Origin of the sequence: Rhizobium sp. CB3171 (genome assembly GCF_029714265.1) — a bacterium.
Classification (GTDB): domain Bacteria; phylum Pseudomonadota; class Alphaproteobacteria; order Rhizobiales; family Rhizobiaceae; genus Rhizobium.
Genome location: NZ_CP121655.1, coordinates 1 through 12,994, shown reverse-complemented (window position 1 = coordinate 12,994; position 12,994 = coordinate 1). Strand labels below are relative to the sequence as shown.

10 protein-coding genes and 1 pseudogene are annotated in these 12,994 nt (G+C 57.7%); 5 read left to right on the top strand and 6 right to left on the bottom strand.

Going from position 1 to position 12,994, the window contains the following annotated elements; all coding sequences use genetic code 11:
• From QA648_RS34475 to QA648_RS34465, 3 genes are all read right to left on the bottom strand, one after another.
• The gene (locus QA648_RS34475) at nucleotides 1-264 is read right to left on the bottom strand and encodes a tautomerase family protein (protein ID WP_283054871.1); all 264 of its coding nucleotides are present in this window, start codon (nucleotides 262-264) and stop codon (nucleotides 1-3) included.
• Nucleotides 265-267: 3 nt separating this feature from the next.
• Complete coding sequence (locus QA648_RS34470) at nucleotides 268-4,173, bottom strand: amino acid adenylation domain-containing protein (protein WP_283054870.1); 3,906 nt, start codon at nucleotides 4,171-4,173, stop codon at nucleotides 268-270.
• 119 nt (nucleotides 4,174-4,292) lie between these two features.
• Entirely contained in the window at nucleotides 4,293-4,967 is a 675-nt protein-coding gene (locus QA648_RS34465) for a hypothetical protein (protein ID WP_349254342.1), read from the bottom strand.
• Nucleotides 4,968-5,730: 763 nt separating this feature from the next.
• On the opposite strand from QA648_RS34465, the gene QA648_RS34460 reads away from it, so the two are divergent.
• From QA648_RS34460 to QA648_RS34440, 5 genes and pseudogenes are all read left to right on the top strand, one after another.
• Nucleotides 5,731-6,315, top strand: a complete 585-nt coding sequence (locus tag QA648_RS34460) for a TetR/AcrR family transcriptional regulator (RefSeq protein ID WP_283054869.1) — start codon at nucleotides 5,731-5,733, stop codon at nucleotides 6,313-6,315.
• Nucleotides 6,316-6,454: 139 nt separating this feature from the next.
• Nucleotides 6,455-6,839, top strand: a pseudogene (locus QA648_RS34455) (IS630 family transposase); the annotation flags it as partial.
• A gap of 405 nt (nucleotides 6,840-7,244) precedes the next feature.
• Nucleotides 7,245-8,162 carry a recombinase family protein gene (locus tag QA648_RS34450; RefSeq protein ID WP_283054929.1) on the top strand — a complete coding sequence of 306 codons (918 nt, stop codon included), beginning with the start codon at nucleotides 7,245-7,247 and terminating at the stop codon, nucleotides 8,160-8,162.
• Between the two features lie 200 nt (nucleotides 8,163-8,362).
• Nucleotides 8,363-8,659: a type II toxin-antitoxin system RelE/ParE family toxin gene (locus QA648_RS34445; protein ID WP_283054928.1), complete on the top strand. Its 297-nt coding sequence runs from the start codon at nucleotides 8,363-8,365 to the stop codon at nucleotides 8,657-8,659.
• 3 nt (nucleotides 8,660-8,662) lie between these two features.
• A complete protein-coding gene (locus QA648_RS34440; RefSeq protein ID WP_283054868.1) occupies nucleotides 8,663-8,968 on the top strand; it encodes an addiction module antidote protein in 306 nt (101 codons plus the stop codon).
• 440 nt (nucleotides 8,969-9,408) lie between these two features.
• On the opposite strand, the gene repC is transcribed toward QA648_RS34440, so the two are convergent.
• From repC to repA, 3 genes are all read right to left on the bottom strand, one after another.
• Nucleotides 9,409-10,629: a plasmid replication protein RepC gene (gene repC / locus QA648_RS34430; RefSeq protein ID WP_283054866.1), complete on the bottom strand. Its 1,221-nt coding sequence runs from the start codon at nucleotides 10,627-10,629 to the stop codon at nucleotides 9,409-9,411.
• Between the two features lie 154 nt (nucleotides 10,630-10,783).
• Nucleotides 10,784-11,794: a plasmid partitioning protein RepB gene (gene repB / locus QA648_RS34425; protein ID WP_283054865.1), complete on the bottom strand. Its 1,011-nt coding sequence runs from the start codon at nucleotides 11,792-11,794 to the stop codon at nucleotides 10,784-10,786.
• Nucleotides 11,795-11,797: 3 nt separating this feature from the next.
• A complete protein-coding gene (repA, locus tag QA648_RS34420; protein ID WP_283054863.1) occupies nucleotides 11,798-12,994 on the bottom strand; it encodes a plasmid partitioning protein RepA in 1,197 nt (398 codons plus the stop codon).

Sequence of the window (12,994 nt, the reverse complement as noted above, 5' to 3'; positions counted from 1 at the left end):
TCAAGGCTCCTTTCTGTCAGCTGCCCGGGCGGCAAGCCGCGAATAGTCAGATATTTGGATGAGCTCGGCGCGCCGCTGGCTGATATCAGGAACAAACACCTGCTCCAGCCAGTCAACCGGCGCGACGGGCCGCAGACTAACCGACATCGCCTCGGAAGCGCAGCCAAGGTTATCGGTCAGCACTTCGGTGAATGCCTCGGCCAGCGACGCCTTCGCCGCATCCATCAGTGGTGTAACGAAGTACTTAATATTGACGTGGGGCATGGATCAGGCTTCCTCGACTCCAAGTTGGGGATCAACGCTTTGCCAGGCTGGCGCCTGCCGCCGGATGGCGTGCACAAGCTCATCGACGCCGCCTTGCTTCAACAATTGATAGTGGTCGGGCGACAACGCGACCACGTCGGCTGCGCTCTGGAGGACACCTACCGCCTGCTCCAGGAAGGAAAGGTTGTCGCCCCGCGCCTTGAACAGCCGTGTAGGAGCGGAAAGCTCCCGCTCCTTCATCTCTAGACCATATCCGGGCGTGTAAGTCTGGGCGACAAGCCGGGTGATGCGGGCAATGATACCGGCGTCGAGCTCCGGTTTTTCGTCCGCGATGAAGTCAACGAAACTCTTTTCGTTCCGCACCTTAGCAATCACCGGAGCTACCCGGTCCGCAGCGATCGTCTGCGCAAAAACCGAATAGAGAATGGTGAGGAACGAAGGATCACGGAACAAGCCCTCCACGTTCCCACGCGTCGGGTCTCCGCCTGGCAGTTGCGGGGAGCCGGGAGCGATGAGGATCAGTTCCACAACCTCCTCACCAGCCTGTTCCAAGTGCCAGGCCGTCTCGTAAGCGACCCGCGCCCCGAAGGAATAGCCCCAGAGAGTGTATGGTCCCTCCGGTTGGCTGTTACGGATCAACGCCGCGTCGCGACACGCCATCTCATGGATCGACTGGCATATGTCTTCGCCGGGGTTCACTCCGAGAGCCTGCACGCCGACAAAGGGACGTGGCGTATCGAGGGTGTTGGCGAGATGGCGAAGGTTCATCGGGTAACCACCAAGACCAGGCCAGCAGAAAATGGGCTTGCCCTGGCCCTTCTTGAGCGTGACGGCGCGCGAAACCGTGCGCTGCGCCCGCTCGGTGTCGAGTCGCACTGCGAGGTCGGCAACCGTCGATGCCTCGAACAGCACCTGCACCGGCAGATCGACGCCGAGCGTCTTGTTGATGCTGAGCACCAGTTGAACCGCCTGAAGCGAGTCGCCGCCGATCTCGAAGAAATCGTCACGGATCGAAAGGTCCTCGACACCCAGTTCTTCGCCCCAGAGCTTAGCTAACCGCAGTTCGGTCTCGTTGCGTGGTTTGACAAGTTCGCGGTCTGCGTCGCTGTCGTGGAATTCGGGAAAGGATTTCAGGGCATTCACGTCAACCTTTCCGGAGGCGCTTTGCGGCATGTTGGCAATCAGCGCGATCTTGGACGGCACCATGTAGTCGGGCAAATTCGCCTGCAGATCCTGGCGGATCAGCTCGGCCGGTCCCTCCATGTGGACACTGTCCTCGTGCATCCCTTCATGCACCCGCTGTGCCTCGCTGATCTTTCCAAAGACCGCCGAATAGCAAGCGGCGGCGCTTACGCCTCGTTCCCCGAGAATGTCACGAAGACGCACCGCCGCGGCAAGGTCGTTGCCCGACTTCGAGCTGTAGCCGGAAGACATTGCACCGATGCCCCGTTCGTTCTGCTGAATCCTTTGAAGGGCCCGCCCGAGGTCAATATAGTCGCGCCAGGTTTCAGCGTCACGGCTGACGATGGAGATCATGCCACTCGCCCGCTCATAGACGCGCTGATTGATGGCAATGACATGGCGGGGCTCGACGAGGTGGGACGAGAACGGAACAAGCTCGCCGTCGCGATAGACATAGTGCCCCTGGCTAAGACCTTTGATCCGATGGCCATGCGCCTGCACGTAGTAGTCAACATTCAGATCGCTCTGGCGCTGATCGCCGGCAACAATATCAAACGCGGCAAGATGGACATGCCCCGCCGCGCAATCCAAGTTGGCGATCGCTGCCGGCTCGAAATGGCCGTCGCCCACGCCGAGCCCATAGGCAGGGAGCACGTGATCGAGCAATCCGAGGATGTGACCGGTTTCGAATTCAAGCACTTCACGGATATTATTCTTGTAGACCGGTTCGATCGCATTGACCTTGCCGACAAAATGCAGACGCATCACAGATGTGTTGGAGGGCTTGCGCACGCCCGTTCGGACGAGCTCGTGACGCGTGGGGTTGTAGTAGTAATAGCCGGGCTCAAGACCGGCGAGGCCTGCCACTTCCAGATAGACCTGGGTTGCATAGAGCGCGCCGGGCGACGCGTAGGCGAGCTTCGGCAACAGACGTTCCGGACTGGTGAACTGGCCGAAATAACGGAGCAGATGGCCGAGTCCTTCCTCCGTAAGGTCGTCAAGCGCACCTGTTTTTCCGACCGGGTATTTCGGTGAGGAAAGAACGCCTAGCAGATCCTCCAGGATGGTCTCCCCGCCTTCGAAGAAGCGATAGGTCTTGCGCGCGAAGGCCAACGCGCGCTGAGCCGGCGTGGCCTCAGCTCCGGGCAGCGCAATCATTGGACGTCCGGACAGTTCCTCATCGCTGCGCAACCCACGATCCGACAACTGCGCCCGTACTTGCAGGCGACTCTTCTTGCTGCGATGGTGAGATCCGGCATTACCCTGGTCCATCAATTGCGCTTCGCGTGGATTAAGTTCGATGCCGGCGGCGATCATCGGCTGCTGCGTTCGAGGATGCGGCTTGATGAACACGCCGGCGGATTTCACCCAGTCGTGGTTTTCGATCGCGACCCTGATTTCATCCAACTCGATCCGGTAACCCCGGAACTTCACCTGGTTGTCGGCCCGTCCCTGGAATACGAGAACGCCGTCCGGTTGCCTGTACACGAGATCGCCACTCTTGTAGAGACGCTCAGGCTTGCCAGTGGCGCGATCGATCCAATGGATGAAGCGTTGGGCGGTCAGATCGGCGCGATCGTGATAACCCTCGGCCACTTGTGAACCGCCAATGTATAGCTCGCCGGTCTCGCCATCCTTCACCTCGACAAGCGATTCATTGAGCACGTAGCAACGGGTGCCCGCCACTGGCAAACCGATCGGGACCATGTCAGGTGCCGCGCCCAGTGCCGCTGGATCGACGGTGAAGGATGTGGCGTTGATCGTGCATTCGGTCGGGCCATACAGATTGACCAACCGGCAGCCCGGACGCGTTTCAAAAATTCGGGCTGAGAGCTTTCGGGTCAGAGCCTCACCACCGCTGAAGAGACTTGTCAGTGTCGTGCACTGGGCGAACTCGGGAATGTCGACAAGCGCCTGCAAAAGCGTTGGAACGCCTTGCAACATCGTCACGCCATGCCGACGGATCTGTTCGATGAGCGCCGGTGGATCCCGATAGACACCGGGTCGTCCCATCACAACCTCCGCCCCACTGCAGACGGCCAACAACTCCCATTGCGCCGCATCGAAGCTCGCTGGTGTTTTCTGGAGAATGACCTCCCCCGCGCCAACCTGCTGACAATCCCGCAACCATGCCAATTGGTTGAGAATGGCTGCCTGGGAAATCCCGACCCCCTTCGGGGCGCCGGTCGTGCCGGACGTGTAGATCATGTAAGCAAGATCGGTGCCAGCCAGCTCAGGCGCGAAAAATTCCTTGCCATCGCTCGGCAACTCAAGAGCATCCAGCTCGACAACAGTCACTCTAGGCAAGATCATCTCGGCGAGTTTGGCGCGAAGCTTCTCCTGGGTAACGATGACTTTGATGCCGGCATCACGGATCATGTAGGTCAGTCGCTCGACAGGGTAATCGGTTCCGAGCGGCAGATACGCCCCGCCGGACAGCAAAATACCCCAGAGACCGGTCATCATCTCGACTGAGGATTCGACAAACAGTCCGACGCGGCCGCCGGCATCAACACCGGCCTCTCTGAGGTTCAAGGCAACGCCTGCTGCTTGGCTGACAAGATCGCAGTAACTTAGCGAGGCCGTATCATCGCGCACCGCGATGTCGGTAGCCCGATGACGGGCCTGCGCGAGCAGCAGACCAGCAAGGGAGGTCGGGGGTGAAGAGGCCAACACCTGCGCTTGTTTAATGTTGTGGAGAAGAGAGGTGCTTTGTAAGGAAGACATCGATGGCTCCTACTACGTTATGGAACGATTGTTACACATTACATGCGGGAGCAGCGGCGATCGGCATATGACCGCGCGTGAATGTTTACCAGTGACGGCAGGGAGAGGCGTCGAGCGGATCAGCCTAGTTCGTAGAGCAAGCCTCGAGCGGGAATGGGGTCGGCAACACCGCAGCTGCGCAACGCATGCCAGTAGAGCACCGCATTGTTGGACAGCACGGGCTTTCCGACCCAGGTTTCGGCGGATTGAGCGAAAGCGGCCATGGGCACGTTGGTGCCGACCTGAACAATGGCTTGCACCTCCGCCCGGTCGACGGCGAGGACGGCATTGCGCAAATCCGAAAGAGTGACATTTGAGATGTTGGAAAGGGTGCGTCCGCCAAGACCGTAAGTGGCCACCACGTCGATCCCGCTTTCGGTAAAAAAGCGCGAGACTGGCTCGTCGCCGAGTTCGAGATATGGCGATATAAGGCCGATGCGACGGATGTCCCCAAGTGCATGAAGGGCAGCGAGGATGGCATCGGCGCTCATGATAATCTTGGCGCCACCACTTAGGCCGGTTAGTTCTTCGAGCAGAGCATGGTGCGCTTTGTGCCCTTGCCAATACCCGTCTGGTGACATCGCCGCGATGATGGCTTTCGTGCCGCAATGACGAAGGCTGCGGATCGCATCAGGTGTCGACCTGCGTATGTCTTCAATGAACTTGTTGAAGCCGACCGCGTGGATCAGCGAGCCATCCTCAATAAGAATACGGCCGATATGGTTTGTGACGCCAAAGGGACGCATGTCGTCCATCTCCGGCTGTGCCGACGTGTTGGTGGAAGGGATAACAATTCCAACTCGCAAACGGTTTCCCAAGAAGTTGCTCACGCACATCTCCTAAATATTGGACCAACCTTTGGCGGCTGACACCGCGATTTCGAGAAAGTTCCGCATCAAATAAGTCACGGCGGCACGATCCGGCCCGGCAAGACGGCGAAGCAGAAAATTTGAAGCATGCCAATTATCTACTGCGAAACACTTCCAGCTCAGCGTCGCTGCAATTACGCGTGCGGGTTGACATTTTTTTGGTTTTCGCCGATGCTGCACTGCAATTATGGAACGAACATTCCTAAACGGTCAATATGATTCTTCACTGAAAGTGTAGTTTATTTTACCGCGTTTTCGCTCGGCTGCCGAAGAATATTCCTCCGTGGCACGCGCCACACGGTTTTGGACGAATTCGCACCGAAATTAATGCTTATAATGGATATCTCATATCATTCTCCACTGCTCAATTATAAAAGAGCGTGAGTTTCTATCTCGATTTATACCTCAAGACCCTCAGGGCTGACGGCACTCTGAATATGTATTTCTGTTCAGTAAAATGGAAGATGTACCGCTGCGAAGGGCGGTGATTATGCTGTATCGCAATATACGCACTCGATTTACACTATGGCCGCTAAACGCATTTTCGCAATTACCGGTCGTATTGGCCGTTGTCATTGTCCCCACGCCTCGCGAGCTTGACAGGCCAAGAAATGCGATTATGGTACGCTCATTCCAAAAGGAGACTCCATTGGCCCGCCCGCGAGAATTCGATGAGGACCGCGTTCTGGATGCCGTCATGGAGACGTTCTGGCGCAATGGCTATGAAGCGACATCGGCACAAAATCTCGTCGACGCGACAGGTCTGGGTCGCGGCAGCCTCTATGCCGCTTACGCCAACAAAGATGGACTGTTTGAGCGAGCCTTGCTTCGCTACCGCAAACGCGCCCAACAGCACGTTGATCAATTGCATCAGGCGGGCTCGGCCATGCAGCGCTTGCACGAGCTGATGGTATCCATTGTCGATGCCGATCTCGACACAACGAACAAGTGCGGCTGTCTTGCCACCAACAGCGCAATCGAGATGGCCGGCCGCGATCCACGCGTGGCAGAGTTGGTTCGCCAAAACTTCGCCATTCTGACGTGCGGCATCGAGGACACAATCAGACGCGGCCAGCAGGCCGGCGAAATTCGGGCCGATGGGGATGCGACCATTCTGGCGTTCTTTATCTTCAACGCGATCCAGGGTCTTCGTGTGCTGGCAAAGACTACCCCACAGCGGGAGCGGAAGAAACTGATCGCCATCGTTGAGCAGACGATGGCGGCCCTGCCCTGATCGGTCTTTTTTCATCAATTATGGAATGATCGTTAAATAACGCCAAGCAGAGGTGACCCATGACACAGAACCAGTCGGCGCAATCCGCCAAATCCGTCGCAGGTCCTTGGCGCCGGGTTCATCGGCGCTGCCGTTGACCGCAATCTGCCCGAAGCTCGGCAAGGCGGCAGCGTTGGTCATGCCTTGGTGCGATACCTATGCGATGACGCAGCATCTGGCCGAAATCGCCCGCCATGTGGATGATGACGCCCATGCCATCCTCATCATGGATCAGGCAGGCTGGCATATGTCAAACAATCTCGTCGTGCCTGAAAATATCACCATCCTGCCACTCCCGCCGAAATCGCCAGAGCTGAACCCGGTCGAAAACCTCTGGCACTTCATGCGCGAAAATTGGCTCTCAAATCGGGTCTTCAAGTCCTACGACGACATCGTCGATCATTGCTTTGATGCATGGCGAAAGCTCGAAAGCCAGCCCTGGCGCATCATGTCCATTCGGACACCGAGAATGGACGAATGAGTTTGAGCCTCTAAAACCGGTATGTCAGCCATCGAAGATCGGCGGAAAGCCCGCAAATTCGGGCTTTTTGCGGCTTTTCATTTAGGATCGGTGGAAAATTTTGCCTGTTAAGTGCAAATAGCGCGCGCTGAATCCGTCGAGTTCCTCCCCTCCCCGGCCGCCTCTCGACATCAGAGCCTGGCCAAAAAGCCAGAGCCGGAGCAGATCCCCTCCGAAAAAGCCAATTTCACGGCATTTCCGCCATGGATGCCCGCTGGTGCACTTTCAGTGGTCGCGATGAGCGCTGTCCGGCTCACACGAGAAAACGTGCTGAATGGCGCTCTATTTGAGTCATAAAACACGCTTGCAAAGGTTCCTTTTCTTACGCATTCATTATCTGTACAAATGCCGCAGAAACGAGCCAAAATCGATGTCGAAGGCCGCAAACGTCAGTTCCCTTCCCCCGCCGCAGCGATTGATCGGCTACGCCCGAGTGTCGACCGACGATCAGCTCACCGACGCCCAGGTCGACGAGCTGCGCGCCGCCGGCTGCCATCGCATCCATCAGGAGCATGGATCCGGCGCGACGCGCGCCAGACCAATCCTCACCAAACTGCTGAAGGACCTCACCGCCGGCGACGTGCTTATTGTTGTGCGCCTCGACCGCTTGGCTCGGTCGGTCAGCCATTTGCTGCAAGTGATCGAAGACCTCGAAGGACGCGGGGTGCATTTCCGCTCGCTGCGCGACCCGATCGACACGTCGACGCCGCAGGGGATGTTTTCCCTTCAGGTCCTCAGTGCGGTCGCCCAGCTCGAGCGTGCGCTGATTGCCGAGCGCACCAAAGCCGGCATCAAGGCCGCCAAGGCGCGCGGCAAGCTCGCCGGCAACCCTGGACTCCGGGAGCGCCGGCCGGAAGCAATCCGCGCGGTCTCGGCGGCCCGCGAACGCGCCTACCTGGACGAACTGATTGTGTCGGCACAGACCTGGCTGCCAATGGTGCGGCAGCTGCGACCGCAGCACAGTTGGGACAATGTCGTGAGGATCCTCAATCGCCGCGGCCACGACTGGACAGTCGAGCGCCTTCGTCGCGCCGTTCATCGCCTGGTTCGCGAGAAGCTCGCGGAGAAGGAACTACTGGCGCGCTCCCCTCGCCGCGCCCCCGAAGATCACCTGATGAAGCTCGTCGCTGCGATCGCCATCGCCGATCCCAGTCTATCCTTACGCGATATTGCTGCGCAACTCGATCAGATGGGCGAGCGGCCAGCACGGGGTGGCCGGAAATGGCAACCATCGTCCGTCAAGGCATTGTTGGACGAAGCCCATCGCTTCGGACTCGTTCGCCCTTGATGGAGCCACCGTCAAATGCCCGTTTGTACCCCGCTTATAAGACGCCACGTCATCTGAGCAAATATGACGATCATCGTGCACATGGACTATCACCTGATCGCCGCGCTGCACGAATTCTCGCTCGAAGTAAGGCGGTGGCTGTTCGCTCATGGATTGCCAATGCTCATTGACTATCTGTCAACTGTAGTTTACACATGACCATGTTCTCGATACGCGAAACAGTCGAATTTTCGAATTGGATGCTGCGCTTGCGCGATGATCGGGCCAAAGCTCGAATTGGTCAGCGCATTATGCGGCTCGCAAGTGGCAACGCTGGCGACGTGAAGCCAGTTGGCGAGGGCGTCAGTGAATTGCGTATCAACTACGGCCCGGGATATCGAGTCTACTTTGTCCGGGAGGGAAGCATTATGATCGTTCTCCTTTGCGGCGGAGACAAGAAAACGCAAAGCAGGGATATTGAACGCGCCAAGGCGCTGGCGAATGCGCTGAAGGAGTAAACCATGACGCTCAAGACACGAGAATTCGATCCAGCTCGCTACCTCGACAGCGAGGATGCAATTGACGAGTATATCTTGGCTGCAAGCGAAAGCGGTGATCCTCATGAGCTCGCGGCGGCGCTCGGCGTCGTTGCAAAAGCGCGCGGGATTACAGAGGTGGCTCGCAAGTCAGGGCTAACTCGGCAAGCAATCTACAAGGCACTCGATGAAGATGGGAATCCCGAATTAGGGACGATCGCGAGAGTCGCTGACGCACTCGGCTTCAAACTTTCACTTGTGCCCAAAAGCGCCATCACGAAAGCTGCCTGAACAAGAAGCAGATTCTGGCGCATCGGTTTCGACATTTGCACTCGAACCTGGGGTGGTTGCCATCCTCCCCATTTGCCAAACGACAAAGGTAAAGATTTGCGCCCCGCTTGAACGATGCCGAGACTTTTCAGCTATACTCGAAAGATCCACCTTTTTGCCGGCTGACATCGGCGACGATTTTCAAGCGACCGCCCAGCGACTCGACGTCATCTCGAAGCGTCGACAGCTTCATATCCGCGTGCTTCTCCAGCCGAGACACATTGGTTTGCTTAAAACCCGTTTTGGCAGATACCTGCTCTTGTGTCTGACCGGCCAGAGCCCTTAATTCGCGTAGATTATGAGCCTCAAGCAACGTCTTAGCACGCCTTTCCACGGCCTGACGTTCGTCGGCCGGCAGATCGGGTTCGGTTGTCGCTTTCTATTTTGTCTGCCAAGCGACATCAAGCCCGTCGACCTGTCACTGAAGCAGTCGCATGCGATCGCATCAGCGCCATCAACATCGGCCCGAGCGAAAACTCGCCCCGCTCCGCCTTGCGGCTGAGATCGCGCAAATATCCGCCGGCCGAGTTGATATGCCCTGCCCTTTCAAGAATGCAGGCCATCACGGCGGCCGCGTTTTCGGGACCCAGTGCATCGCAGGCATCCTGGTAAGCGCTCGGACTGACCCCCAACATCGATCGGACCACGACAGCGGCCGACATCAAGTCTCGCCAACTGCCGACGGCGCCGCCCGGACCGTAATTGACGATCTCCGGGCAGGCCTGCAGGACCATTGCCAGCGGAAACGACTTTATCGGCTCACGCCTCAGCCTGATATTCTGGCTCGATTTTGCCCCCTGCTCTTTTTCAGAGCGAGGTTCAAGTTCATTGCTGGATTCGGATTTTGAATTCTGTATGTGGCATCCGTTTTGGACAGCATAGCCATCCGTATTTTCAGAATTTTCCTGAATTTCCAGCCGGTTGATGATCTCCTCGCGCAACATCTCCATTTCTTCGAGGATCGTTGTCAGATCCGAGATCACCGGTGAGCGCGGAATCCGGGCAACCAAGGCGATGAACAAGGCTTCAATATGGCTCCAGTCGCCGGGAGCGCCCTCTTCCACCGCGGCCGTGATCAGCTTGCGGACATCACGCCGGCAGATTGTCAGTGCCTCTTTGGCAACACGGAAGCGCTTACGTTCCGCGGCCACCTGCTGTGCGGCATGCGCCAGCTCTTCGGCCCGCGCCAATAGCGGCGCCAGGCTGAAGCCGAACGCATCTTCGATCGCGCCCGATCCGTCCTTGCGGGCATAGCGCTTGCCGTTGGCACTGTCCTTGCGGTGGATGAGGCCAGCATCGACGAGCGCGGCAAGGTGCCGGCGCAAGGTCGTGCCAGCGATGCCGTGGGCGCGAACCGAGAGCTGATCATTGGATGGGAAAACCACGAGCCCGCGCTCCTCCGAAAGCTCGTTGTCCGGATAGAACGTCAGAAGCGCGTCGAGGACAGCGAGCGCACGATCCTGTACGCCAAGCATCTCCCTCGCCTCGCATGCATCGCGAAACACTTTCCACTTTTCGGCCGTCTTGCCTGATTTGATTTCGGCCGTCTTCATTTGCCCTCGAACTTGGGCAAGCGAAATCGGCCGCCGCCCGAAGGGCGTCGTCACATTTCCAACCTGCATTTTCCTTCACCTTTCAAAAGGCAAAAGAAATCCGATCACCAAAACGGTGCCAAAGACTCTTGACTGCGATTCATGGAAATGCGATTCTTCAGTTCTCACACATGAAGAGAAGGCTTCCACGACGGCAACGTTTGGGGGCCTTTTTCTTTTGCGCCTAGTCTCCTGTTTGTTTTCGATATTCCGCGTATAGGTTGCTTAGCCTGCTCTTTACGAATTCGTCAAAGCCCGGCGCTTCCTTTTCACTGAATACAAAGGTCGTGCCAGATCCGCTTCGCTTGAATTTCACCGGAAGCGCATCGTCGAACCGCTGCCACGGTGTTGTTTCCCTGGGTTGGTCGGAAGTCATGCTGGCCAAGAACGCATCGAAGCGCTCATCACTGGACAACGCCCGAAAATGATCATCGTCGAGGATGGCAAAAACCTCCTCGGATAAGTTGCCCGCGGGCAATTTATCCGCAAGCTCAGACCATCGCCGGCGGCCGACGGCTGGTGCGGCCCCGATCTTGAAGATAACTTCAGCCGGTATTTGATGCGCCAGCGCGATCATCCGTGACACATTAGTTTTGTCGACGCCAAGAGAAGCCATAATGATGTCGCGTGTGAACCCACCGTCCTCGAGTCGCGCGGCGAACAGGCAGCGCTCTATATAAGAGAGGTCCGCACGAACGTTGTTTTCCTGACCTTGGCTGACGACCAGTTCGTCATCCGTCAATTCGCGAACGACAGCTTTTACCTTGCGTCCAAGTAGCTTGGCCGCCGCGTGCCGCCGATGGCCGTAGGCAATCTGATAAAGAGCCCGATCCTTCGGATAGGGGCGCACCAAAATCGGCACTTGTTGGCCGTGCTCACGGATCTGCTCGACCAGACCGCCCAACTTCGGGTCTATCTCCAGGCGGTCACGGACGAATGCGGAAACGACCGATTCCGGATCGATCTCCACAACGGCGAGGCCTTCCGTGAGCTGGCGCTCGAACTCTTCCGAACGCTCGATCTGCCGAGTGATTTCACCGAGAGTCTTGCTCATGCCGGTGGCAGCAGCCCTTGGCGGTGGCGAAAAGCCGGCGAGCGGTCGATGGTCGCGCAAGACCGGCTCCGAGTTGCCCGCGGGCAACTCTTCTTCCGCTGCCTCGTGACCGACAATATCGAGGAGGTTTTTGCGGGCCATAAATTATGCCCTCCCCCACGTCTTGCAGACCAATGCTTCTATCTCACGATTGACGAGGTTAAGCGACTCTATTGCACGGTCGTAGGTACCTCGCGTGAATTGAGAGCGGTCGACTTCATAAAGCGTCTGTTTGGTTACGCCGGCGTCGGAGATTGCCGTTGATTTCAACATCGCATTCTGCAGCATACGATTACCGAAGATCGATCGCATGAAACCCGTCATCTGGCTCTGCGGCCCGTCGTTCGGCTCGAAGCGCGTTACCAAATAGCGCATCCAGTCATAACTCGTGCGGCCGCCAGCCCGCTCGATGACCGCCATGAGTTCGCTGGTCATCGACAAAAATTGTGACATCGACATCACGTCGAGCATCTGGGGATGCACAGTGATCAGTGTCGCGGTCGCTGCGCACAGCGCCGACATGGTAAGGAAGCCAAGCTGCGGCGGGCAGTCGATCACCACGATGTCGTACAGGCTCTCAATATCGGCCAGCGCCTCGCCGATCCGGGCGAAGAACTTCGACGCAGCAGTCCCCGCCACCATCGCCTTCGGCGTCTCATGCTCGTACTCCATCAATTCGAGATTGCCGGGGATGATATGAAGGCCAGGCGTATAGGTGGCCCGCACGATTTCGGTGATTCGGCGCGGATCTTCGTAGCGAATGGCGCCATAGAGCGTTTCACCTTCGCCTACGTCAAGTTCAGGCTGATGGCCGAACAGGGCGGACAGTGATGCCTGTGGGTCGAGATCAAGTGCCAGCACGCGATAGCCCCGCAGAGCCAGATACTGCGCAAGATGCGCTGCCGTAGTCGTCTTGCCGGACCCGCCCTTGAAATTCATCACCGAGATAATTTGGAGCTTTTCACTGCCGCGACGCGTCGGCACGTACTTAGCCAGATCATTGCGTTGATCGAGGGCGCGGCGGATGCGGTCCATGTCCTCAGCGCTATAGACCCGCCGGCCGTTGGCTTGTGGTGCGGGTCCGAGGCCGTCTGCAGAAACCTGCCGCAGATATCCTTCCGCCAATCCAATGAAAGACGCAGCTTCTGACGGTGTCAGCGGTCGCATGGACTTTTGTGAAGACGGCGGGAAAATGCGTTTCGAATGTGCCTGGAGCTGGTGAGCTAATTCGGCCGCGTCCATCGACAAAAGCGAGGGCAAGTGCTCTCTATCGTCGTCAATGAGATTATTCCGCTGTAGCAT

What these genes read in the sequence shown, in the direction of transcription:
- QA648_RS34475 (WP_283054871.1), bottom strand. Translation starts at nt 264, where the DNA reads ATGCCCCACGTCAATATTAAGTACTTCGTTACACCACTGATGGATGCG.
- QA648_RS34470 (WP_283054870.1), bottom strand. Translation starts at nt 4,173, where the DNA reads ATGTCTTCCTTACAAAGCACCTCTCTTCTCCACAACATTAAACAAGCG.
- QA648_RS34465 (WP_349254342.1), bottom strand. Translation starts at nt 4,967, where the DNA reads ATGGACGACATGCGTCCCTTTGGCGTCACAAACCATATCGGCCGTATT.
- QA648_RS34450 (WP_283054929.1), top strand. Translation starts at nt 7,245, where the DNA reads ATGTCGAAGGCCGCAAACGTCAGTTCCCTTCCCCCGCCGCAGCGATTG.
- QA648_RS34445 (WP_283054928.1), top strand. Translation starts at nt 8,363, where the DNA reads ATGTTCTCGATACGCGAAACAGTCGAATTTTCGAATTGGATGCTGCGC.
- QA648_RS34440 (WP_283054868.1), top strand. Translation starts at nt 8,663, where the DNA reads ATGACGCTCAAGACACGAGAATTCGATCCAGCTCGCTACCTCGACAGC.
- repC (WP_283054866.1), bottom strand. Translation starts at nt 10,629, where the DNA reads ATGCAGGTTGGAAATGTGACGACGCCCTTCGGGCGGCGGCCGATTTCG.
- repB (WP_283054865.1), bottom strand. Translation starts at nt 11,794, where the DNA reads ATGGCCCGCAAAAACCTCCTCGATATTGTCGGTCACGAGGCAGCGGAA.
- repA (WP_283054863.1), bottom strand. Translation starts at nt 12,994, where the DNA reads ATGCTACAGCGGAATAATCTCATTGACGACGATAGAGAGCACTTGCCC.